At 53.0% G+C, this 22,931-nt stretch carries 20 protein-coding genes; 1 reads left to right on the top strand and 19 read right to left on the bottom strand.

Features of this window, described 5'->3' with window-relative positions:
* Positions 1 to 37: 37 nt before the first annotated feature.
* The 17 genes from MCJ35_RS04045 to MCJ35_RS03965 form a co-directional block, all read right to left on the bottom strand.
* Positions 38 to 628, bottom strand: coding sequence for a nucleotidyltransferase family protein (locus MCJ35_RS04045; RefSeq protein WP_240299367.1), 591 nt, complete (start codon positions 626 to 628; stop codon positions 38 to 40).
* A 1-nt stretch (position 629) separates the two neighbouring features.
* Positions 630 to 1,448: a selenium cofactor biosynthesis protein YqeC gene (yqeC, locus tag MCJ35_RS04040; RefSeq protein ID WP_025482851.1), complete on the bottom strand. Its 819-nt coding sequence runs from the start codon at positions 1,446 to 1,448 to the stop codon at positions 630 to 632.
* 459 nt (positions 1,449 to 1,907) lie between these two features.
* Entirely contained in the window at positions 1,908 to 2,948 is a 1,041-nt protein-coding gene (locus MCJ35_RS04035; RefSeq protein ID WP_227809773.1) for an XdhC family protein, read from the bottom strand.
* Entirely contained in the window at positions 2,945 to 3,886 is a 942-nt protein-coding gene (locus MCJ35_RS04030; protein WP_025482852.1) for an NTP transferase domain-containing protein, read from the bottom strand. The genes MCJ35_RS04035 and MCJ35_RS04030 overlap by 4 nt, the downstream gene beginning before the upstream one ends.
* Positions 3,887 to 3,901: 15 nt before the next feature.
* Entirely contained in the window at positions 3,902 to 5,065 is a 1,164-nt protein-coding gene (locus tag MCJ35_RS04025; RefSeq protein ID WP_275891625.1) for an ATP-binding cassette domain-containing protein, read from the bottom strand.
* A gap of 3 nt (positions 5,066 to 5,068) precedes the next feature.
* The gene (modB, locus tag MCJ35_RS04020) at positions 5,069 to 5,740 is read right to left on the bottom strand and encodes a molybdate ABC transporter permease subunit (RefSeq protein ID WP_025482854.1); all 672 of its coding nucleotides are present in this window, start codon (positions 5,738 to 5,740) and stop codon (positions 5,069 to 5,071) included.
* Between the two features lie 22 nt (positions 5,741 to 5,762).
* Complete coding sequence (modA, locus tag MCJ35_RS04015) at positions 5,763 to 6,671, bottom strand: molybdate ABC transporter substrate-binding protein (protein ID WP_240299366.1); 909 nt, start codon at positions 6,669 to 6,671, stop codon at positions 5,763 to 5,765.
* 194 nt (positions 6,672 to 6,865) lie between these two features.
* Positions 6,866 to 7,924 (bottom strand): molybdopterin-binding protein, encoded by a 1,059-nt coding sequence (locus MCJ35_RS04010; protein ID WP_025482856.1) that lies wholly within the window; start codon positions 7,922 to 7,924, stop codon positions 6,866 to 6,868.
* A 10-nt stretch (positions 7,925 to 7,934) separates the two neighbouring features.
* Positions 7,935 to 8,996, bottom strand: coding sequence for a GTP 3',8-cyclase MoaA (gene moaA, locus MCJ35_RS04005; RefSeq protein ID WP_025482857.1), 1,062 nt, complete (start codon positions 8,994 to 8,996; stop codon positions 7,935 to 7,937).
* A 17-nt stretch (positions 8,997 to 9,013) separates the two neighbouring features.
* Positions 9,014 to 9,493 carry a cyclic pyranopterin monophosphate synthase MoaC gene (gene moaC, locus MCJ35_RS04000; protein ID WP_008722265.1) on the bottom strand — a complete coding sequence of 160 codons (480 nt, stop codon included), beginning with the start codon at positions 9,491 to 9,493 and terminating at the stop codon, positions 9,014 to 9,016.
* A gap of 13 nt (positions 9,494 to 9,506) precedes the next feature.
* Entirely contained in the window at positions 9,507 to 10,565 is a 1,059-nt protein-coding gene (locus MCJ35_RS03995) for a molybdopterin-binding protein (RefSeq protein WP_008722263.1), read from the bottom strand.
* Between the two features lie 133 nt (positions 10,566 to 10,698).
* Positions 10,699 to 11,754: a histidine phosphatase family protein gene (locus MCJ35_RS03990; RefSeq protein WP_025482858.1), complete on the bottom strand. Its 1,056-nt coding sequence runs from the start codon at positions 11,752 to 11,754 to the stop codon at positions 10,699 to 10,701.
* 10 nt (positions 11,755 to 11,764) lie between these two features.
* Entirely contained in the window at positions 11,765 to 12,709 is a 945-nt protein-coding gene (locus MCJ35_RS03985; RefSeq protein WP_008722259.1) for an NTP transferase domain-containing protein, read from the bottom strand.
* Positions 12,710 to 12,925: 216 nt separating this feature from the next.
* Entirely contained in the window at positions 12,926 to 14,383 is a 1,458-nt protein-coding gene (locus MCJ35_RS03980) for a glycoside hydrolase family 1 protein (RefSeq protein WP_240299365.1), read from the bottom strand.
* A 75-nt stretch (positions 14,384 to 14,458) separates the two neighbouring features.
* Complete coding sequence (locus MCJ35_RS03975) at positions 14,459 to 16,447, bottom strand: beta-glucoside-specific PTS transporter subunit IIABC (protein WP_025482859.1); 1,989 nt, start codon at positions 16,445 to 16,447, stop codon at positions 14,459 to 14,461.
* A gap of 165 nt (positions 16,448 to 16,612) precedes the next feature.
* Positions 16,613 to 17,458 (bottom strand): BglG family transcription antiterminator LicT, encoded by an 846-nt coding sequence (gene licT / locus MCJ35_RS03970; protein WP_025482860.1) that lies wholly within the window; start codon positions 17,456 to 17,458, stop codon positions 16,613 to 16,615.
* A gap of 234 nt (positions 17,459 to 17,692) precedes the next feature.
* Entirely contained in the window at positions 17,693 to 18,040 is a 348-nt protein-coding gene (locus MCJ35_RS03965; protein ID WP_025482861.1) for a TIGR04076 family protein, read from the bottom strand.
* A 123-nt stretch (positions 18,041 to 18,163) separates the two neighbouring features.
* Here MCJ35_RS03965 and MCJ35_RS03960 point away from each other — a divergent pair, with 123 nt between their 5' ends.
* Positions 18,164 to 18,838, top strand: a complete 675-nt coding sequence (locus MCJ35_RS03960; RefSeq protein WP_025482862.1) for a Crp/Fnr family transcriptional regulator — start codon at positions 18,164 to 18,166, stop codon at positions 18,836 to 18,838.
* Between the two features lie 266 nt (positions 18,839 to 19,104).
* Here the strand turns inward: MCJ35_RS03960 and MCJ35_RS03955 are convergent, their stop codons facing one another.
* Entirely contained in the window at positions 19,105 to 20,955 is a 1,851-nt protein-coding gene (locus MCJ35_RS03955; RefSeq protein ID WP_025482863.1) for a putative bifunctional diguanylate cyclase/phosphodiesterase, read from the bottom strand.
* 715 nt (positions 20,956 to 21,670) lie between these two features.
* Positions 21,671 to 22,711: an NERD domain-containing protein gene (locus MCJ35_RS03950; RefSeq protein WP_025482864.1), complete on the bottom strand. Its 1,041-nt coding sequence runs from the start codon at positions 22,709 to 22,711 to the stop codon at positions 21,671 to 21,673.
* Between the last annotated feature and the right edge of the window lie 220 nt (positions 22,712 to 22,931).

Genomic DNA, 22,931 nt, shown 5'->3' with positions numbered 1-22,931 from the left:
CCCACAGGCACGGCCCGCGCACGGTCCCGCGGTACGGTTACCGTTCCAGGTCTTCCTGCACATCGATGTCCTTTAATTCCCCTTCCGGGACCTCCATGGTCCATACATCCTCCGGGTGCGCCTTCATGATCACGCTGCCGCCCCGGTCCCCCATAAGCGCCAGCAGCTCCTTTTTGTATCTGCGGGAAAATGCCGCCGGATTCCCTCTCCGGCCCCCGCTTTCCACACAGCCGATCCCGGATCCGCATCCTGCAAACCCGCGGACAAAGGAGGCCACGGTGGACCCCCTCATATAGGGCTGGTCCGCCACAAAAAACAGAAGGATGTCCGCATCCTCCCCCGCGGCTTCAGTGCCCAGGCGCAGGGAAGCCGTAATCCCCTGGCTGCTGGAACCGTTATACACGGTTTCCAGTCCCAGGCCGTTCCCATCCTCCAATATGTCCCGGTACTGGCTGACCAGTATCAGGCGCACGTCAAATCCATCCTTTTCCCTCAGTTCCCCGGCCGCCGCCAGCAGGCATTCCAGCCCATGGCGGTACAGCGGCCTGCCGTCCAGCATGGCGCACAGTTTGTTGGAACCGAACCTGCTGCCATATCCGGACGCCATATAGATAAATGATATATTCATGTTAAAATAATCCTGCGGACGTTTCCTCCAGCAGCCTGCCTGCTGCAATCCCGCCCTCCTCCTTCATTTCATCCAAAAGCCCGGACGCAGCCCGTGCAAGTTCCACCGTGTCGGCCTGGTTCAATACAGGTATGGTCTCTGCCTGCGGATACTGCGCCCGGAGCGGTTCCAGATACCCATACCGCATCAGGCAGCCCATGTCCTCCAGGGTTATCCGCCACTGTCCGTCTTCCCCACCATCATAATCCCTGCGCCCATGGATCTCCATGACACGCTGCGCCGTCTCCAGGCGGAAGCACCTTTCAGCGGCCAGGCTGCCTGCGGCCGTAAGTCCGCTGACACAGAGGATTAAATCCGTATTGTCCGGTATGACCGGCTCATTGCCCCGCGGCACCTTGAGAGGCAGCCGTTTGGCCCCGTCCGCCTCCACCAGCACCAGGTCGGCCAGGGCGCACAACCTGTGATAGGCCGCGTCCCCCATGTAGGAAATCTTCCCTTCCCCATTGGTCTGCCCGGCCACCACGGCGTGTTCCCGGTCAAGCATTGCCTTCACATCCTCTTCCCTGCACGAAAAAACGCCCAGGCGCAGCGGCACGGCCATGTGGGTGGTGGTGGTCACAAGGACTTTAAGCCCCCGTTCCATCCCCTCCCATGCAAGACGGCGGATCAGGGAGGTTTTTCCGCCTCCGCCTGTTAAGGAAATCACATATGGCCCGCTGCCTTTTTTTGCCTTCTGTCCCATCCGCCCTTTCAGGTCCAGCGCGTCAAAAAGCCTGTCCGACCGGTTCCATCCGCCTCCGTCCTTATAGTATGCATCCATGCCCATCCTCCCTCCTGTGCGCCATTCCAATCCTTCCCATTCCAACCCTTCAGTTTCCCGTACAGATTATCTTAACATAAATTACAATTTAAGGAAAGCCATAAACGCACAAAAACAGCCGGGAACCAGCGGCCCTGCCCTGTGTTCCTGACTGTTTTTCCTATCATTTGGTCAATTGCTTCCCATTTTATTTACGGATGTTATCCCTGATGACGCCATACAGCTCCACACTGAGGATGCCGTATGCAAGTATGATTGCGATTACTGCCATCTGCGTTCCCTTCTTTCAAAGTATTCTGCTTATCATTTGGATACTCTGATTATAGCCCGGAACCCGCTGGCGCACAATCCGCAATATAGATGATCTTTCAGACCGTACATCCTCTGTTTTTGTTTATTAATACAAATTATTTTAGGTTACCTAAAAATTTTTGTATTTTATTTAACGAAGTCTTATCCTCACTTCCTGCGTCCCATCCTGGCAGCCCGCTCACAGATTAACTCGCCTGCAATGCTGATGGCTATCTCTGCCGGTGTCTCCGCCCGGATTTCCGTCCCGATGGGCATGTGGCAGGCTTCTATCTCTTCCCTTGTAAAGCCGTCTGCCAGCAGTTTGTCCGTTACCACCCTGATTTTATTCCTGCTTCCCATGATGCCGATGTAGCCCGGCTTCATGGACAGGGCCTGGCGCTGCACATAGTAGTCAAACTGGTGGCCCCTGGTCATGACGCACACATAGTCGCAGGGCCTGACGTCAATGTAACTGCCAATCTCTTCCAGGTTCCCGACAATGGTTCCTGCTGCCTGGGGAAATACTTCACGGTTGGCAAATTCCTCCCGGTCGTCCATGACCACGCACCGGAACCCCACATGGGACAGGACAGGCACCAGCTCCTGGGCCACATGTCCGCCGCCGAAGATATAGACCGTCCCTGCCTGGACCAAGGGTTCGATGTAATATCTGCGTCCCCCGATTTCCTGCTGAAGGGTCCTGCCTGTAAAGAGCGGTTCCTGAAGCGCCAGCTCTGCCTGCTCCGGCCTGTCCATGCCTGTAAGGCCTGTGCTTTTGCTGTAAAGCCCCATCTGCCAGCAGGTTTCGTCCGTTATGTCCAGGAGCAGCCAGCTGTCCTCATCCCTGCCAAGGGCGTCCCGCACCTTGGTGCAGAATTCTGCAAATGCCTTGTCATCCGGGCGGATATACTGAAAGTAAACCACCACGTTGCCGCCGCAGACCATGCCGATATCAGCTACCTGGTTCCGGTTCAGGGTGAATCCCTTTGTATAGGAAGATTTATGTTTCATGGCTTCCATGGCCGTGAGTATGGCCTGGTATTCCACTGATCCGCCGCCCACGGTCCCCTTGATGGTGCCGTCCTGCCTCACCAGCATGCGCGAACCGGCGCCCCTGGGCGTGGAGCCGGAGCTGGCTATGATCGTGACCAGCACAGCCTCCTCCCCTTTTGCCAATACATTGGATAACTCTTCAAATAATGCTTTCATAGACCTGTCTCATCCTCCATGGAAAAATATTTTTCATATAGCTTCTGCGCATCCTCCCTCAGTTCCTTCTCCATCCGGAGGAAACGGGCCAGGAAATCCCTGGCCTTGGGGGTCAGCAGGGACGAACCTCCCTCTGCCCCGCCTGACTGGGTAATCAGCAGGGGGTATCCAAGCTGTTTTTCCGCTGCCTTCAGTATCTTCCAGCCCTTGGTATAGGACATGTGCATCTGTCTGCAGGCTGTCTGCATGGAACCCGTATGGTCAATCAAGGACAGGAACTGGGCCACGGAGGGACCGAAAAACCCGTCATCCCGCTCCAGAGTCAGCTGGACCTGGGGGAAAATGTCCAGCCGTTCATTGTCCAGGTTACTCTGGGCGCGGTCCTCATCCGTTTCCACGGCCAGGATGATTCCCTGGTCCTCCACCTCAACCTCGGCCGCGCACCGGTACACATCCGCCTGCCTGAGGGCGCCCCGAAGCCCCTGTTCCCCCTTGTAATTCAGCAGTTTACCGATGACGGCGCTGGAAACCAGCACCGGATGCCCCCTTCTTCCCTCAAATACAGGGCAGACCACCTGGGCATCGGTATCCATCATCCGCTTTATGGTCTCCGGAAGGAACATGGGGAACTTGGCAGGCAGGATGAATACCCGGTCGCATAAATCCTCAATATAGTTCAGGCCCAGACAGATGCTGTTATACATCTGGGTATGCCCATAATTCTGATTGCGCAGGCAGATGACGCGCAGGCCCGCAATGTGTTTCTCCACCTCATCCCCCTGTTCCCCTGTGATTACCACCACCGGGTCAATGCCGGACCGCTTAAGGGTGATGATGATCCTTCTGATGACCGTACTGTCCCCTATGGGAAGCATGGGTGAAAAACTGCTTACGGAACTTTTGTGCCCTGCCGCAACAACCACTGCGCCTGTCCTCATATCCACATTCTCCTTTTATCCATTTAACTCCCCTGTGAGTAACAGCAGTGCCGCAGGCTCCACCCGCAGCCACCCCGGTACAAGCCCGGCGGTATTGTGGGTGTGGATATCCTTTTCCTTTTTCCACCACAGGCCGTTGGACAATGTAATGTACCACTCAAAGGGCATCTCGGAAATATTGGGAGAACCCACCTGGATCAGGTTTCCGTTTTCCCTGCCTTTCCATTGCTCTGCCTCCCCATCGGACAGGGGTTCAAAATCATGTGCCCTGATACCCACCGCTGTGATGGAACCGTCCACATCCCGGTCCGTTGTAAGCTCTAACCCGCCCCAGTCCAGGGCCTTTATGCGCCGCGGACCCAGACGTCCAATCCTGGATATGTTCTTACATCCCGTGAGCCTGGCTGCCTGGCAGGTGATGGGACACTGGAATATATCCCTGGTCTTCCCGCCAGCCAGCACACTTCCCCTGTCCAGCAGGAGAAGGCTGTCACAAAGCTGGTACGCCTCATCCCTGTCATGGGTCACCATGACGCTGACCCCGTCGTAATCCTTCAGGACGCTGGCCAGTTCCAGCCTCAGCCCTTCCCTGAGATACGTATCCATGGCTGAAAATGGTTCATCTAACAATAGCACCTCCGGCCCATATGCAAGGATGCGGGCCAGGGCCACCCTCTGCTGCTGCCCCCCGGAAAGCTGTGCCGGATAGCGCTGTTCCAGGCCTTCCAGCCTGAACCTTGAAAGCATTTCCCTGACCTTTCCGTCCTTCTCCTTCTGGGTCAGGGGCTGGCGCTTCCTGGACACGGCCTTCCTTCCGCCCGCGCTGTTTAAGCCGGTCAATATGTTCTGTTCCACCGTCATGTTGGGAAACAGGGCGTAATTCTGGAACAGGTAGCCTACCCTGCGCACCTGGGGCCTTTCATTGACCTTTAAGGATGAATCGTAAAGCACCCTTCCCCCTGCCGCTTCCCCCTGGGCATACTGGATTGCTATCCTGCCCGAATCCGGCCTTACAATGCCTGCAATGGATTTAAGGGTCATGCTTTTGCCGCAGCCCGATGGTCCCAGTATCCCAAGACATCCCCTTCCGGCCTCAAATCCAATGTCCAGGCTGAATTCCTTCAGCTTCTTTTTTATATCCACTCCCAAACGGAGATCATGTCCTGAATCCACAACCATATCCTAACCCCTCCTGCTTCCGGTCCGAAGGGCCGCCCAGTTCATAAGAAAAACCGAAATAAATGCAATCACCACAATGATAGCCACATAGCTGTATGCCTTATCCATGTTTCCGGCAGCCACCTCGGAATAGACCGCCATGGGCAGGGTCCTTGTCTTGCCCGCGATGTTGCCGGCAATCATGGCCGTGGCGCCAAACTCCCCAAGCCCCCTTGCAAAGGCCAGCACGCCCCCGCTGACAACGCCCGGCACTGCGTTGGCAATCAATACCTTCCAGAAAATACTCCACTCGCTCATACCCAGGGTCCTGGCCGCCGCCACCAGGTTCTGGTCCACCTGTTCAAATGCGCCTCTGGCCGACCTGTACATCAGCGGAAAGGACATGACGATGGCCGCAATGACGGTGGCCGCCCAGGAAAATGCAATCTTAATGCTGAAATAGTCAATAAAAAACTGCCCTACCGGGCGTTTGACCCCAAATATATAGAGAAGGAAAAAGCCGGCCACCGTAGGCGGAAGCACCAGCGGCAGCGTCAGCACCCCGTCCCAGAACAGCCTCCACACCTCATTTTTAAGGCTTACCACTGCCCAGGCAGCAAAAATCCCAAGGAAAAATGTAATCAAAATCGACAGGCTGGCTGTCTTCATCGAAATCAGTATGGGTGACCAATCCATGTATATCCCCTCTCTACCTTCATTATTCTCCCTTTGTGAATCCGTAAGACTCAAACACCTTCATGGCTTCATCAGTTTTCAGGAATTCGACAAAGTTCTTAGCAGCCTCTTCATTGGCAGTGTTCTTCACAACGGCAACCGGATAGATTACCTTCTTGGCCAGGCTGCCCTCCGGAGCCTCTGCAACCACCTGAACCTGGTCTGCCATGCTGGCTGCATCGGTTGCATATACGATGCCTGCGTCCGCGCTGGATGCCGCAACCTGGTTAAGCACCTCTGTCACGTTTGTGCCAAAGCTTACCTTATCCTGAATTTTATCCCAAATCCCAAGGCTCGTCAATGCTTCTTCCGCATACTGTCCTGCCGGGACACTGGCCGGGTCTCCCAGTGCAATGCTCTCAGCCTTTTCAATGTCCTCAAACCTGGCAAGGCCAGAACCGCTGCCCGCGGGTACGATCAGCACGATCTTGTTCTCCAGCAGGTTGGTGATGGTGTCAGAAGCAATCATCCCTTCCCCGTCAAGGGCCGTCATCTGCTTGGTTGCCGCCGACATGAATACATCGGCTTCCAGGCCTTCCTCAATCTGTGTCTGGAGCTTGCCTGAACTGTCATAGGTCCCCTTCACAGTAACGCCCGGATACTTGGCCTGGAACATGGGGATCAGTTCTTCCTCATAGGCATTCTTAAGGCTGGCCGCTGCCGCCACCAGGATTTCGGTCTCCTGGCCGGAGGCCGCCTCCGCCTTGGTATCTGCCTCCGCCTTGGTATCTGCTTCGGTTTCTGTCCCCGCCTCAGTCCCTGCCGTGGTCCCGGCTTCTGCCGCAGTCTCAGAAGGTGCTGCTGTGGTTGCCGCTTCCTTGGATGCCCCGCATCCTGCCAGTACGGTTGCTGCCATCACGGCCGCCATCATCATGGTAATGTGTTTTTTCATAATCTTCTGCTCCTTTTTATTATAATATGATGTATTGTAAACGGACAAGAACCGTCCGTTATACTCGAATGGATATATCGAAGTCCAGGCAAAAGCCCACCCATGACAGGTGGGCCTGCCGGTTGTATCCGTTATATGCTGTGATTAAACGGTTGCTGCCTGCCGCGGCAATCGTCCGCCCCGTATCCCGCCATTCAGTGTCTGGCGCACTCGGATGCGCTTCCGCGCAGTATCTTAATCCCATGTTCCAGGGAATCCATGATGAATCCAAGGCTTTCCTTAACCGCCTTGGGGCTGCCCGGAAGGTTTACGATCAATGTTTTCTTACGGATTACGGACGCGCCCCTGCTGAGCATGGCCCTGTCTGTGATCTGAAGGGATTTATAGCGGATTGCCTCCGCAATCCCAGGCGCATTCCGGTCCGCCACTGCCAGGGTTGCCTCCGGCGTCTGGTCCCTCAGGGAAAATCCGGTCCCGCCGCTGGTAAGGATCAGATCCACCTGGCGTCCGTCCGCCAGGCGCATGAGCTGTGTCTTTAACAAGGCAGGTTCATCCGGTATGAGAAGGGTTTCCACCACCTCATAACCCGCCTGCTCCAGCATTTCCCTGGCAGCGGGGCCGCTCTCATCCTTCCGCTCACCTCTGGCGCCTTTGTCGCTGAGGGTAATGACAGCCGCGGTAAAGGGCCTGTCTTCCTTTGGCAGTTCAATACGCATCTCATCGCCCGGACGGATGACGCCTTCCTTCAGCACCTTGGCAAACACGCCCTCCCTTGGCATGATGCATTCGCCCATGCGTTTGTAGATGGCGCAGTGGCTGTGGCATTCCTTGCCGATCTGGGTCATCACAAGCTCCACGGTTCCCGCGTACAGCTTCGTGCCCACCGGCAGGGCACGGAAGTCCAGGCCTTCCACCACCAGGTTCTCCCCGAAGGCCCCATCGCCCACGTCAGCGCCCCTCTCGTTAAACGCCTTTACCTTATCATAGGAAAGAAGGCTCACCTGACGGTGCCAGTTGCCGCCATGGGCATCCCCTTCGATTCCGAAATCCACCAGGAAATGCCCTTCCTCAATGGCCCTTTTTTCAATTCCCCTGATGTCGCTGATGCAGATGGCCTTCACCACGCCCGTGGGCAGCACGCCTTCCCCGCTTGTAGGAAGTGCTCCTTCCCCGCCTGTAGGAAGCACTCCTTCCACACGTTTCCCCGGCTGATCCAGCTGAGGGCTTTCCTTTTTCTCTGTCATATCTCCCATAACCCTTCCATTATCCTCCGATAGCAATCATATTGTGTGATTCCGTTATCATCCCCGGCCGCTCAAAGCAGTGGGCCGCAGGCTTTTCTGTTATGGCCTTTTCCATGGCGGCCGCAAGACGGGCCTGAAGCTTTTCATCGCCCGGACATTCCCTTAATGGCCAATGGTAATGGCCGTCGCCCTCCGGCGTCCTTAAGCCCTCCCGCAGGACCGCGCGCAGGTCCACACCGTCCTCATAGCACAGGCAGGTCTTTAAAAAGCCCTGTGAGGTCAGGCGGACACGGTTGCACGCATCACAGAACTTCCCGTGGATGGCGCTGATAAGTCCAACGCTTCCAAGGGCGCCCGGTATCCGGTAGTACACGGCAGGTCCATAGCCATGCTCCGTATCATCCTCTGTAAGCCCCGGATATTCCCTGTGCATCTCTTCCAGCAGGTCCTTGTGGTTGATGGTCTTAAACTGCCTGCCGTATCCGATGGGCATCATTTCAATAAAACGCACGTCTACCGGATAACGGCTGGTCAGTTCCACCAGCTCCTTCCACCAGATTCCCTCCGGGCCATGGCAGTCTTCCCCGCCCATGGAACTAAAATCAATGGAAACAGCATTAATCTTAATCCTTACAGGCAGATCCGCGGACCGCTCTATGGTCTTCATCACGGCGGCCAGCCTGTCAAAGCCTGTAATCCTCTCATACATACACGGGTCCAGGGTATCCAGGCTGATGTTGATGCCATCAATCCCCGCCTTTATGAGAGGCTCCAGATACCGGTCCAGCAGCACGCCGTTGGTGGTGATGGTCACCTTCTCAATACCGGGTATGGATTTTAACAGCTTCACCAGCTGGCAGCAGTCCCTGCGCACCAGGGGTTCCCCGCCCGTCACCTTAATCCGGCTGATGCCAAGGGAAGCGGCGCAGATGGCAATGGCCTCAATCTCCTCCAGGGACAGGATTTCCGAACGTGCCAGGCTTTCCACACCGTTTGGCATGCAGTACCTGCACCGCAGGTTGCACCGGTCCGTGATGGATATCCTCATATAGTCAATATTTCTTCCAAATGAATCTTTCATAGTAAAATGCTCCAACATCACTTCCTGGGGTTATGAAACTCCCCGCTCTTGCCTCCGGATTTGTGCTCCAGATAAATATTGCCAAGTTCCATGGTCTTGTCCACTGCCTTGCACATGTCATAGATGGTCAGGAGGGCAACCGTCACGCCTGTCAGCGCCTCCATCTCCACCCCGGTCCTGCCGGTGGTCCTGGCCGTGCAGGCCGCCTGTATCTCATGATTTTCTTCTATGATGGTAAAATCAATGGCCAGCTTTGTCAGGTTCAGGATATGGCACAGCGGAATCAGGTCGGAGGTGCGTTTTGCCCCCATGATTCCCGCCACCCTGGCAACCCCCAGCACATCGCCCTTGGCCATGGTGCCTTCCGCCACCTTTTTAAGACATTCGCTGCTCATGAAAATGCTGCCCTTTGCCACTGCCTCCCTTTTGGTGTCCGCCTTGTCACCCACGTCCACCATCAGGGCATTGCCCTGTTCATCAAAATGTGTGAATTCCATATTGCCGTCCCTCCTACAGTCCTTTTCCAAATCCGCAGTTGGGGAAGGTACAGACAGGACAGTTCAGGCACAGGCCGCCCTGTCCAAGGGCCGCAAGGTCCTGGGCCGTCACCTCATCATCCGCCATGACCCTTGGAAGCACCAGGTCGAATATGGTGCGCTTTGCATACATCACACAGCCCGGAAGCCCCATGATGGCAACGGTGCGCCTTTCATCCCCCTGCGTCACGTCATAGTAGGCCAGAAGGAACATGGCCCCCGGAAGCACCGGCGCCCCGTATGACACAACCCTGGCCCCTGTGTTGCGGATGGCAAGAGGCGTCTTGTCGTCCGGGTCAACGCTCATGCCTCCGGTACAGATTACCACGTCGGCTCCCTTCTTAATCATGTCAAGGATGCTGGCCGTCACCTTGGCATCATTGTCATCCCAGGTCACATGGTCAATGACCTCCGTGTCAAACTCACTGATTTTTTCTTCGATGACAGGCGTGAAGGTATCCTTGATGCGCCCGTGGAAAACCTCATTGCCAGTGGTGACAATACCCACTTTTTTATGTACGAACGGCTTCAGCTCCAGGATCGGCCTTCCCTTCGTTGCCTGGGAGGCGGCTTCCTTTGCAGCAGCCATCTTCTCTTCCTCAATCACCAGAGGGATGATCCTGGTGCCCGCCAGCTTGTCCCCCTTCTTTACCGCGAAATTACCGTGGCGGGTGGCAATCATCATCTGCCCGAATCCATTGACCGCCTTAAGCCCGTCATTGTCCACCTTTAAAAGGCCGTCGCAGGAAGCAGTCAGTTCAATCTTCCCTTCCTTTGCCTGGGAGCGTTCCATATGCGCGCCCCTGCACATGGCGCAGAGTATCTCCGCCGCGTCATTCTCATGGAGCATCCCCTCTTCCTTCTCCCATACATAGAGCTGGTCCTTGCCAACGCTTAAAAGCACGGGGATGTCTTCCTTTGTCACCACATGTCCCTTGCGGAACACGGCGTCCTTGGTAACCCCCTTGATGATCTGCGTAATATCATGACACAGCACGGTTCCCTCTGCGTCCACTGTCTGAATCAGTTTCATTTCTCCTTAACCTCCACCCGTTATTTATTTTTTAAAATAACGCCATTTACAGGATATCACTTTTCAAGATTTTTGTAAACACTTTTGCAGTCAATAATTTCATTGTCAGAATACGGAAGCCTGACACAGGAACTCATCCTGTCTTCAATCCTGTCAGGCAGTTCCTTACCTTTTCCTCCATGGTCCTGGCCTGGCGGTAGCGCCGCTCATGGGCCGCCAGGGCGCCAGGATTTCCCCCGCATCTGGCCCTGCTCCTGGAAAACCGTTCATCCAGGGACATTTCCTGTTCCCCTTGGATCCATTTATCCGCCAGGTATACCACCGAGGTTTCGTTGATGATTTCATGCTCCAGGTCATGATGGCAGCGTATGATCTCAGCCACCAGGGGATAGCCCTCCCTTGTGAGGACCCTGGCCCCTTCCGCGGCATGGTCCTTCCTGTCCCTGACCACGTCGTGCAGCAGGGCCGCACTGTGTATCAGCTCCATATTGACATAATATCCGGCCTCCTTAAGCGCACTCCCCAGTCGGTCCGCCTGCTGGGCCACGGCCATACAGTGGAGCCTTACACGCTCCGGGGTCCCATAGTGGTCCCATATGTCCCTGCACTCCCTGTCACAGGGGGATATCCTTGGTTTCCTGCCAGACTCAGCGGCAAAGACAGCTCCCCTGTCGTCAACTATGATCCGGCTGATCCCGCCGTAGGGCTGGGTCAGCGCCCTGGAGGTGTTAAGTGGATGGCCCGTTAGCCCGGCCAGATAACAGCAGTTAATCCCTGCATGGGCCACTGCCACCACATCCCCCTGCGTATGTGAAAGGATATGCTTGATGGTGTGGTCCATCCGCATAAGTCCGTGCTCCCGGCCCTCCCCCAAAAGAGGTTCGGATTCCAGTTCCTTCTTAAGGTCGCAGAGAGGGACATTTTCCCACTCCCCCATATCAAGCTCGGCCAGTCCCTCTGTCTCCAGCACAGGGAACCTGCCTCCCGCAAGGATTTTAGCGGTTTCCACCGAACGGGCCAGGGGACTGCAGAAGACCGCCTCCACGGGCCTGGTGCGGAAATACTCCCCCAGATCCTCTGCCTGTTTCCTGCCCACCTCATTAAGCGGAAGGTCGGTGCGGCCGATGCAGCGCCTCTTTCCTCCCGGAAAATCCACCATGCCATGCCTTACAAGATATACCGTCCTCATATATCCTCCTTTAGCCGTAAAGCCCCTTTCCGAAATATTTCCGGAAAATCACTTCCGTGCTCCGTGAAACCTCTGCAACCATCTGTTCATAGCCTTCTAAAAGCCTTGTGCCTTCCTCTGTCAGGCTGGAGCCGCCTCCGCCCATGCCCCCGGTCCTGCGGTTGACCACCGGGATTCCCAGCTGGCGCTCCACTTCCTTTATCATCCTGGTCCCCTTGCTGTAGGAAAGCCCAATCCGCAGGCAGGCCTCCTGGATGGAGCCGGTCTGGCGAATCATATGGAGGAGCTGTCCTGTACCCGGCCCGAAGAACACATCCCCGGCCCTGAGCCTGACCTGCACCAGGGGGCTGATCGGATGCCCCATGCCCCTCCTGTAATTCCATTCAACCAGTTCCTGGTACTCCTCCTTTGTGTCCACATCGCGGTAAATCCCCTCATCCTCCACTTCCAGGTCCGTGACACTGATGCCGGATTCCTCAATGGCCCCCCTGAGTCCCCGTCCGCCCTCATAGGCGCACAGCTGCCCTGCTATCTCATTTTGGAACATGATTGGATGCCCAGGCTCGCCTTTGCACACGGTGCGCACGATCCCGGCGTCAATCATCAGCACCTGGCGGATGGTCCGGGGCATGATGGCCGGTGTATCCATGGGCATCACCATAATCCGCTCACATTGTCCGGCAATGGCTTTCAAGCCCAGCCTGACCGAATCAAACATCTGCGTTTCCCTGTACCGTTCGTTCCTCACAAACCGAACGCCTGCATGGGAAAGATGGCGTTCCAGCTCCTCTGCACGGTATCCCGTCACCACCACCAGGGGCGATACCTCCAGGCGCTTTAACATCATGACAATATGCAGCGCAATGGTAGAATCCCCAAAGGGCAGCATAGGCTTAAAATCCCCCATCCTGGATGAGAGTCCCGCCGCCACCAGCACGGCTCCTGTCTTCTTCATGGCCTCACCTGCTTTCATATTGACATTATTATATCAGAGGCGGGAAGGGGTTGATAGTAGTGTGGGATACAGGGTTTGCATATGTGACATGGAACAGGATGTTTTTCATGATGATCGGAATGCAAAAAAGGCCTGCGGCTTCCTCCTTCCATCACGAAGCCGCAGACCTTTTCATTTAATCCTGTGCGCCTGGTTCACGGATATTTCCTATCAGGCTTATCCTTCCAGCAGGCTCCTGCCGTTGGACCCAATCACTTCTTTATACCATGCATAGCTGTCCTTCTTATACCGGGTCATGGGCGCGCCTTCCTCTTCCTCCCGGTCCACATAGATGAATCCATACCGCTTCTGGTACCCGTTCAGCCAGCTGAGCAGGTCCGTGAATGACCATGTGCAGTAAGCCAGCACCTCGCAGCCTTCCTGGATGGCCCGGGCCAGGGCCTTTAAATGTTCCTTCAGATACTCAATCCGGTAGTCATCATGGATGCTCCCGTCCTCTTCCTTCTTGTCAAATGCCCCCAGCCCGTTTTCAGATATTACAATGGGAAGGCCGTACCGGCTGGTAATCTCACGGCAGCAGAACTGAAGTCCCACCGGGTCAATGCTCCAGTCCCAGTCAGTTGTCATCAGATAGGGGTTGGCGGGATTTTTGTAGATTCCTGGGATGCCCACTTCCTGGGCGGAGCCTTTTACCCCGGTTGTATTCATGGTTCCGTACGGCGTCACACCGTCCGGCGGGTTGTATTCACACACACAGCTCTGGTAATAGTTCACCCCCATGAAGGTGATTTCCGCTGCCGCGCGCCTTAGGACGGACTCGTCCCCCGGCTGCAACCTGGGCGCTATTCCCTGCTCCTTCAGATAGGCCATGGCTGCCTTAGGGTAGCGGCCGTAAGCATACACGTCCATCCACCAGTAATTCTTCAGGTCATCGTAGTTGCATTTTGCCATTGCATTTTCCGGGCGGCAGTCCAGGGCGTAGGACGGGGTATAGGCAAAGCTGGCGCCGATGTGCCCCTTGCCCCCCATTTCCCGGTATTTAAGCACTGCCTTGGCGTGGGCCATGAACGCGTGATGGTTTACCTGATAGAACATCTTCCGGTCGTCAAAATGCCCCGGGGGATGCTGGGCCGTAAGCCATCCAAGGGAGGTGAAGATGTTCTGTTCATTTAATGTAATCCAGTACTTAACCTTATTCCCGAAACGGCTGAATAAGGTTTGGGCATAGGCCACGTAATCGTCGATGATCCGCGGGCTTTCCCAGCCGCCGTAGGAATCAACCAGGGCCTGGGGCAGGTCCCAGTGGTAGATGGTGACCATGGGTTCGATATGGTGTTTCAGGCATTCATCGATAAGGGACTCATAGAAGGCCAGCCCCTTCTCGTTGACCTCACCGCTTCCAGACGGGTAAATCCTTGCCCAGGCCACGGAAAAACGGTACGTCTTAAGCCCCATTTCAGCCATGAGGGCAATGTCCTCCCTGTATCTGTGGTAATGGTCCACCGCCACGTCCCCGGTGGTGGCCTTGAAGGTTTTTCCCGGTATGCGCACAAAGGTATCCCAGTTGGTCAGTCCCTTCCCGTCATCCAGGTATCCGCCCTCTACCTGATACGCGGCAGATGCGCTTCCCCAGAGAAAACCTTCCGGGAACTGGTTTGCTTTTATCTGAATCATGATTTTCCTCCTTGTTTAACATGTATTGCACTTATTTAGAAAGTGAATGGAACAAAAAGCGGATGGGACCGGTATTCATCTGACGGACAGGATGGGGTCCAATGCGGCAACCGTGCCGTTGCCAGATGAAGCGACTTCCCTGTATCGGTCCGTGTTGGATACAATCACAGGCGTGGTGATGTCATAGCCCGCGTCCAGGATTTCCTGTACGTCAAAGGTCAGAAGCATTTCCCCCCTTTTGACCGTGTCCCCAGTGCGCTTCAGCGGATGGAAGTACCGGCCCTTCAGGTTCACGGTGTCAATGCCCACGTGGATGATCAGCTCAATACCCGTATCGCTTACCAGCCCCACCGCGTGCCCTGTCTCAAACATGACGGATACGGTTCCGTCGAACGGCGCCGCCACGGTTCCTGCCGATGGGATGACGGCGGTTCCTTTCCCTAATACTTCATTTGCAAAGGTGGCGTCCTTTACTTCGCTGAGGGGTATCTGTTTTCCTGCCAGAGGACTTGGGATTGTGAATGTTTCCGATGGTTCTTCCGCTGCCTGGATGACGGCGGTTTCCTTGCCTGACGCCTTCATTTCCCCTGACTCTTCCACTTCTGCTTCCACCTTCTCGTCCTCATACGCCACATCCTCATCTGCCTCATCCTCATACGCCACATCCTCATCTGCCTCATCCTCATCCACCACATCCTCAAACCCGATGATTAATGTGGCGATGAATGCAACTACCACGGTAAGAAGGATGGTCAGCGCCGCAATGACCAGGCTCATGGGACGGCTGTCCTCCACGTACTGTATGATGGTCACGATGGCAGGGGTTGCGATGCCGAAGCATTTCATCTGGAAAAATCCTCCGAACAGTCCTCCGGCCAGCGCGCCGATACACGCCCCCAGCATGGGTTTCTTCAGCCTCAGGGTGACACCGTAGAGCGCAGGCTCGGTTATGCCTGCCACAAGGGCGGAGAATGCGGAGGAACCTGCAACCTGTTTAAAATCCTTGTTCTTACTTTTCAGTGCAACGGCCGCGGAAGCAGCGCCCTGGGCCATATTGGAGCAAAGCTCGCCAATGCAGATAAAGTTCTCAAATCCCGTTGTGGCTATCATTCCCAGCTTAATGGGCGTAAACGCGTGGTGCATGCCTGCCATGACAACAAATGGATAGATTCCCGCGACCAGCCCGATTGCAATGAATCCCAGCTTGTCGTGGATGAAGTAGACCGCATCTGACAGGACATTTCCCATAATAGCGCCCAGCGGCCCAAGGACAATCAGGGCAATGGGAGCCTCAATCAGCATGACCAGCATGGGTCTTAAGAAGTTCTTGGTGATGACCGGAGTAATCCTGTCAGCCAGCTTTTCCACGTATTTCAGCGACCATACGGCCAGGATGATGGGGATGACCGAGTAGGAGTAGGATGCATAGGTGACCGGCATTACACTCAGGAAATGAATGGTCTGCCCTGCGTCGTGGGCCTGGCCCATCATGCTGATGAAATTAGGATGCAGCATGACGAGTGCGATACTGGCCGAATAATATACGTTTGTGCCAAACTTCCTGGAAGCCGAGACCGCAATCAGCACAGGCATGAAAAAGAACGCGCCGTCGCCGATTACGCTGAGCAGCTGATATGTCTCACCCGCGGTGTCCAGGATTCCGATCATCGGAAGCAGGGTAAGGAGGACCTTGATCATGGCCGCGCCGATGATGGCCGGGATGACCGGAGTCATGATTCCGGAAATGGTATCCATCAGCATGGAGAACAGGTTCTGCTTTTCTTTTGGTTTGCCCTGTTTCTCAGGAACCTTATCTGAGAAATCCCCCAGCCTGCACAATTCCGCGTAAACATTAGCCACGTCATTGCCGATAATGATCTGGTACTGGCCTGCCTTCTTCATGATTCCCATAACGCCCTTTGTCTTTTTTACCGCCTCGTCATCCACCACGGACTCATCCTTCAGGGTAAAACGCAGCCTTGTCATACAGTGGATCAGGCTGACTACATTTTCACTGCCGCCCACACGCTGTAAGATTTTTTTTGCCATCACTTCATAATCCATATCATCCACCTCTTCTTCATGATTGAAATAAATAAAGACCTGATTACAAAAGGCACACCTTCCCGGGGTCTGCGCCTTTCATAACCAAGTCTTGCTTAACTTAATAATAACAAACTTAATCATCATCTATTCAGTTGTCCCTGTACCGGATGCCGCTCTATCCGGTCAGGGGAGTTCCCTCTCCTCATCCAATATCCGCTTTAAATGGATCAGCAGGTAGAGCTGTTCATCCACGGATAAGGTGTAACTGTACTGCTTTTTAATAAAATCAGCCACTTTCCTGACGCCGGAATAAGCCTCCTCATTCTGGGCCACAAGCACCTGGTAGATTTCTTTCATGCTGTCCTGGTAAGCCCCGTGGTCAAACACCCTTGCTGAGAAAAACTTCAGGTGCGTCACAAACCGCTGGTAGGAAACAGAGTCCTCATGGAACTCAATCTTAAAATGGAACCTGACAATCTGCAGGATAGCGTTCATCAGCTCCGTTATCTTCTGGATGTCCATCATCTTACTGTTATCCAGTTCCGAGGTCACGATGTGCATGGCGATGAAGGCCGCCTCATCATCCCCCAGGTCTATTCCGGTTTCCTCAAGGACCCAGCCCACCGCCATTTGCCCTATGGCATATTCCTTTTCATAGAACCTGCGCATATCCATCTTCATCATGTTCTTCAGGGCAATGCCGGACCGGAGGCGTTCCACTGCTGAATTGATGTGGTCGGTGAGCGTGATATATAACACGTCATTCACCTTCAGCCCCTCATTCCTCGCCGCATCCACCACCCGCCCTGCAATGCCCAGGTACTGCTCGGAAACGGACTGGACGATCTGCTGGAGCCTGCGGCTGTCCTCACCGCTTCGCAGGCAGTATGTCTTGTCAATTAATTCCTCGGCCAGCTGTTCGCCTTTCTTTTTCTGAAACCCGATTCCCGGCCCGGTGACAATGACCTCCCGTCTGTCCTTATCCAGCGTTACAACTGCATTTGTGTTCAGGACTCTGATTATCTTCAATGACCCTTCCTCCATAAAACCGGCATGTCATGGGAGCGTATAATCCAACTCCCCGCCAAATAAAAAAACTGCTTATAATACTACCCAAAGTATCATAAACAGTCTTGCTTACCCTAACGTAATAACAAACTTGTTTTTCTGAAATCACTATAGCACCTTCAATACAGATTTGTCTAGTGGTAATTTCAGATTCAGTGTTTTTACTATTTTATAAGGTGGTTTTTTGTCTATTATTCACAATACGTCCTGGACATCCATCCGTTCAATCTTAAAGATGACCGGGCGGGTCCCGTCATTGCAGCATGCAATCATCATCTTCTCATCATTGGTCCAGCCTTTCATGATGGAGCCGCCCTGGAGGGCCGTATACACATACCGGCTGACGGCATCCCATGCCTCAGAGCAGAATTTCCCGTCCAGCATATGCCAGAAATCGTCCCTGTCCCCATTCCGCTCTAAAATGAACTCCTGGCCAACTTCAAACATGGGGCATGGGCCTGACTTCGGGTCCGCCAGATACTGCTCCTGTAAATCCTCATAACACTCCTTGCGTATTACCGTAATCTTACACCTGTGTTCCATTCTTCCCATCCTTTCATTTTCTTTTACCCTGGGGTATCCGCATGTTAGGGCGTGTTTGAAATTGCAAATATTTCCTCCAGATGGTATAGTAAGCTTAACTTACACATATGCCGAGGTGGTACCATGCAGACTCCCCGTTATTATTTTGCTCATGATTATGACCCGTTTCATGGATATTTCCTTTCCCAGCCCCATCAGAAAAAAGCCTTTAAAAAAGGAGACTTTCTCTGGAAGCCAAACCAGCCCCACGGTAAGATATATTACATCCTTTCAGGCATGGCCATGCACTATGTCAATCACGAAAACGGCCATAGGAAAATCATCAGCTTCCATGGCAGCGGCACCGTCTTCCCCGGCTATCACCGGCTGGATTTCAAGATAGAACTTTCCCTTATCGTGGAAGCCCTCACGGATATGGAGGTCTTAGAGTTCACAAAGGACGGATTCCAAAACATGTTTGAGACAAATGTAGACCTCAGCGAAAAGGTCGTGGATTGGTATGCCATGTATGTGAACCGGTTCCTGTTTGAATCCGCACATCAGGAATACAATACATCCCTTATGAAAATCTGCAACCTATTATATCTTCTGACAGAAAACCGCTTATCCTGTTCCTCCTCAGCCATTGACATGACCCAGGATGAGATTGCCGATATACTGGGCCTGAGCCGGGTCCATGTGGCACGCGGCCTGTCGGAACTGCGGGAAAAAAACATCATCCTCACCCAGAGGAAACAGATCCAGGTAACTGACCTGCCTGCCCTGGAAACGTATTGTTCGGAGGAGACACGCTCCTAGCAGCGGCCTGCGATGCCCTGGTATCTGCGCAAGGCCGTACTGGTATTTTAATTCCTTCCTAATACGCTGCATCCCCATTATAAAAGGACGGCGGTTGATTGTCTGTAAAAAATGATACACATATAAATAAAAATACAAAAGGCCGGTATATCCATTGTCATGGGTTTCCGGCCTCGCTGCTGCATATCTATGAAAATCTGCGCCTCTTATTCTGTTTCATTTTTCCATATCCTTCATCAAAGCAATTCGGCTGAAACAGCCCAAGCCTACTCCTGTCCGTCCAGCAGCCGTTCAAACTCCGCCTGGGGTACCGGGCGGTAGAATACATAGCCCTGGACATAGTCACATCCAATCTGCTTCAGCATCTCCACCTGGCTTTCGGATTCCACGCCCTCTGCCACTGTCCGTATATTGAACTTGTGGACCAGTTCAACAATCCCCTGTACAACGGCCATATCCCGCTCAGGGTCATTGCTTTCCGAAAAGAAAAAGCGGTCTATCTTAAGCACGTCAATGGGCAAGGTCTTTAACAGGCTCAGGGATGAATAGCCCTTGCCGAAATCATCAATGGAGCAGGAAAACCCGGCCTGCTTCAGCTGATCCACAATACTGGTCAGCAGGCTGGTATTGTCAATGGCAATGGATTCTGTAAATTCGATTTCCAGCAATTCGGCGGGAATCTGGTAATGGTCCCGGATTTCCACATACCGTTTCACGAAGTTCTGGTCAAAAAACTGAAGCCGTGAGACATTGACGGAAACCGGAAGCACACGCCTGCCCGCCTTCAGCCGTCCGTTTAAGAACCGGCAGACTTCTTCAAACACATACTGGTCCAGTCGGTCAATCATATATTTACGTTCAAACACCGGAATGAACCGGTCCGGGGGAATGATGGAACCGCTCTGTGACTTCCAGCGCACCAGGGATTCAGAACAGGCTATCTTTCCCGTGCCCAGCTCTACCTTTGGCTGGTAAAACACGGTAAATTCGTGATTTTCCAGGGCGGCCAGCATACTGCTCTCCACATTTTTTTCCTCACGGAGACGGTTGCGTATACTCTCATCATAAAATACATAGTTGGAATGGGTTCCGTTCTTCACTGTCTTGCGCGCGAAGTTGGCCCGGTCCAGGAAACCGTCAATCCTCAAATCCTCCACGACGTCCTCCACACAGCAGATGCCGCAGCAGGTGGGCACGGACTGCCTGTTATGGGAACTGTGCATGAAACGGATGATTTCCGTATCCGCCTCCCGCTGTCTTGCCGCCACCTCTTCCCGGTCCTGGTAACGGAGCAGAAGGACGAAATTATCCGCTGACACGCGTCCGCAAAGCTCCCCATCCCCCACCAGCCTGTTTAATATTTCCCCGTACCGTTTCAGGATACTGTCCCCGTACGCATACCCGAAAACATCGTTGATGTACTTGAAATCTGAAAAATCCGTATAGACAAACGCTATTTTCCCGTCATGCCCCGCATCCAGATACCGCTGGGCTTCTTCCTTAAAGGCATCCAGCTGGTATACGCCGGTCAATGTATCCCTGCGGGCCAGGTCATTCAGCTTTTGGTTGGTATCCTCCAGGTGCAGCAGCTTTTTCCAGTAGGCCCATATGATGAACAGCCATGTAAGCAGCATGATGATAAGCATTACGATACAGATTACATTCAGTCCCTGGATACACCTTACCGCATATTCGTCCGCTGCAAAAACCGTGTCGTTGGCCTGCTTAAAGTAGGCTTCACTCAGGGACAGAAGGGTTGTCCCGTCATCCAGGCCATTGCGGTAGGCTGATATCTGGACTTTCATTTCTTCCCACATGGCGCTAAGTCCAGCCAGCTTCTGCTGATAATTGCTGTCTTTTGGAAGGGGCAGCCCATACTCGCCGTCCCCTGTTTCCAGTTCCTTAAGGATTCCGTCCAGGTATTCAATAAGCGGTTCACTCGGCTGGTCCATCAGCTCCAGCTTCACCAGGCGCTGGGTGGCTCCCCGTACAATCCCCACATAATTAACCAGCCGGCTGTAATGCTGGGACTGCGACACCGTATGCAGGGTCATTCCACCAAACAGCATAAGCAGCAGGAACAGGACAACCAGTCCACTTTTCAAAAAACGTTTCATATTCAACCCCCATCAGCCTTTTGCAGCATCCTTCCCCGCAATCCCCCAAGGCTGTACTTTTATCTTTCAGCTTATATAAACCGGCTTATCCCACGATTTTTCCCGTTTTCATCCCTGTATATACCCCGGTTCCGCATTCCCTGCATACAGCTACAGGATAGAGGAAAGGTCTCCCCTTCCGGAGAGACCAGCGGCAGGTATATGGATTTACTTTTCACGTTCGTTCAGGTATAGTCCTGCTCATTTAATGCTTTGTCCATTATACCTTATTTCTTTGTAAAACGCAATCCGGTTACGGGAATATATATGGTACACAACAATGAGGCAATGGGGTTAGTCCGGTCACCGGAAATGGCCTGGAGACAGGTAATTCCACGTCATTCCCTTTTCATGCCTGCCCATAAGTGTCCAGAAATTGACCTATCTGCTCCAGTTCTGCACTGCTATTGGTTGCGAACCTGTAAAATGGGATATGATACTGCCCTAGAATCAACATGCGCAAAGGTTGGTGGCATATAATATTAAATGTCAGATGCGGACGTTCACTGAGCATACCCGTAATTGCGCCATACATGATACAAAGCTGCAAGAGCACTTCAGGTTTCAGCTTCTACCTGGGCGTGATTTTGGAAAAGGGCATTTCCTGTTCGTCACAATACTGCTCAAAAGCTATCCATCGTATATCCCTTTATTTCAGCTTTTTCATTACCCCCGCTTATTCTGCTTCAGGGTCCTGTCCTGCATATCCCTTCATGATATTTAAAATATCATCCCCGTATTTCCCTGCCTTAACCGGTCCAAAACCGGGGACAGACTGTAACTCCTGCTTTGATGCAGGCATTGCCGCAATCAGATCTGCCAACTGATTATTATTAAATATATAATAAGGCTTTATCTTTTCTTCCCTGCTCTTTTCTAAACGATACGCCTTTAATTTATCGCACAGTTCCGTGTTTCCGTCAGCCGTTTTACTCCCATTCCCCTCCTCCGTTTTTCCTGAATCCACCACCATGAACTGCTGATACTTTTGGGTATAGTCCTTCTCAACTTCCTTATGTAATTTCAAAAATGATTCCGCCCAGCTTTTCATCTTGTCATCAGAATCTTCCAGTTCCTTAGATGACTTATATTGCTCTTTTATATAAGCAATCAACTGGTCTCCCCGTATCACCTTTTCCCTGATTTCCTTTTTGGCATACCTGGCATTCAAAACAGTCTTGGGATTGGCCAGCACCACAACAGATTTATAAAAATCCCCAAAATACTTGTCTGCCATAAACCGGGTCACTACATTTCCTTTAGTTCCGGTTTTTATGAATTTCAGAAGATCCATATGGCGTTCATTCTGCGTAACCGGTGAATAAATTCCCTCTTTCGTTTTCCGCCCGCCTAGTTCCAATGTCCGGATGAATTCTCCTTTGCTGTTAATCTCAATATTCCCAAACAGGTTTTTGCATTCAATTAAAAAGCACATTTTCCTGGTAACCACAATATAATCTATCTGTGCACTCAAATCCCCAGCTTCCAGATAAATATCATGCAAGATATACATAGGCATATGACTATTTTTCAGTTCATATGCAATCTGGTTTTCCCCCAGGATACCATATTCCAAAAACTTTATGTCCTGGCGTATTTTCTTCTGTCCTTCCGGGGACAGCTGCGGTTCTAATTTTTTTAACACAGCCAGCTGTCTCTGCGCGTCACTGCTCTCCTTCAGGAAAACAGGTTCCTTCATTTTATCAAAAAATCCCATATGGATATCCCCCCCTCTATCTTTCATCTGCTACATAGAAATCTTAGCTATGTAAGTAATTCCTGATAACAACAATTATATAGTAACATAACGGAAAAATCTATATTGGCGGGAAATAAGTCCCCCTCCCATTCCTATATCCGTTATCATATCCCTGCAAGAGGGATGGGGTATTATTATGTCTTATCGTACAAGCCTGTATCTCCAAATGGTAGAAAAA

Origin of the sequence: Enterocloster sp. OA13, assembly GCF_022440595.1 — a bacterium.
Lineage (GTDB): Bacteria > Bacillota > Clostridia > Lachnospirales > Lachnospiraceae > Enterocloster > Enterocloster hominis.
The sequence above is the reverse complement of the archived record's forward strand: the minus strand, read 5'-3'. Positions and strand labels throughout refer to the sequence as shown.

Bases quoted from the DNA above. Each gene is read 5' to 3' on its own strand.
- MCJ35_RS03980 (WP_240299365.1), bottom strand. From the start codon at position 14,383: ATGATTCAGATAAAAGCAAACCAGTTCCCGGAAGGTTTTCTCTGGGGA.
- moaA (WP_025482857.1), bottom strand. From the start codon at position 8,996: ATGAAAGATTCATTTGGAAGAAATATTGACTATATGAGGATATCCATC.
- MCJ35_RS04030 (WP_025482852.1), bottom strand. From the start codon at position 3,886: ATGAGGACAGGCGCAGTGGTTGTTGCGGCAGGGCACAAAAGTTCCGTA.
- MCJ35_RS03960 (WP_025482862.1), top strand. From the start codon at position 18,164: ATGCAGACTCCCCGTTATTATTTTGCTCATGATTATGACCCGTTTCAT.
- MCJ35_RS03975 (WP_025482859.1), bottom strand. From the start codon at position 16,447: ATGGATTATGAAGTGATGGCAAAAAAAATCTTACAGCGTGTGGGCGGC.
- moaC (WP_008722265.1), bottom strand. From the start codon at position 9,493: ATGGAATTCACACATTTTGATGAACAGGGCAATGCCCTGATGGTGGAC.
- MCJ35_RS03965 (WP_025482861.1), bottom strand. From the start codon at position 18,040: ATGGAACACAGGTGTAAGATTACGGTAATACGCAAGGAGTGTTATGAG.
- MCJ35_RS04035 (WP_227809773.1), bottom strand. From the start codon at position 2,948: ATGAAAGCATTATTTGAAGAGTTATCCAATGTATTGGCAAAAGGGGAG.
- modA (WP_240299366.1), bottom strand. From the start codon at position 6,671: ATGAAAAAACACATTACCATGATGATGGCGGCCGTGATGGCAGCAACC.
- MCJ35_RS04025 (WP_275891625.1), bottom strand. From the start codon at position 5,065: ATGGTTGTGGATTCAGGACATGATCTCCGTTTGGGAGTGGATATAAAA.
- MCJ35_RS03995 (WP_008722263.1), bottom strand. From the start codon at position 10,565: ATGAAACTGATTCAGACAGTGGACGCAGAGGGAACCGTGCTGTGTCAT.
- modB (WP_025482854.1), bottom strand. From the start codon at position 5,740: ATGGATTGGTCACCCATACTGATTTCGATGAAGACAGCCAGCCTGTCG.
- MCJ35_RS04045 (WP_240299367.1), bottom strand. From the start codon at position 628: ATGAATATATCATTTATCTATATGGCGTCCGGATATGGCAGCAGGTTC.
- yqeC (WP_025482851.1), bottom strand. From the start codon at position 1,448: ATGGATGCATACTATAAGGACGGAGGCGGATGGAACCGGTCGGACAGG.
- MCJ35_RS03950 (WP_025482864.1), bottom strand. From the start codon at position 22,711: ATGGGATTTTTTGATAAAATGAAGGAACCTGTTTTCCTGAAGGAGAGC.
- MCJ35_RS03985 (WP_008722259.1), bottom strand. From the start codon at position 12,709: ATGAAGAAGACAGGAGCCGTGCTGGTGGCGGCGGGACTCTCATCCAGG.
- MCJ35_RS03990 (WP_025482858.1), bottom strand. From the start codon at position 11,754: ATGAGGACGGTATATCTTGTAAGGCATGGCATGGTGGATTTTCCGGGA.
- MCJ35_RS03955 (WP_025482863.1), bottom strand. From the start codon at position 20,955: ATGAAACGTTTTTTGAAAAGTGGACTGGTTGTCCTGTTCCTGCTGCTT.
- MCJ35_RS04010 (WP_025482856.1), bottom strand. From the start codon at position 7,924: ATGGGAGATATGACAGAGAAAAAGGAAAGCCCTCAGCTGGATCAGCCG.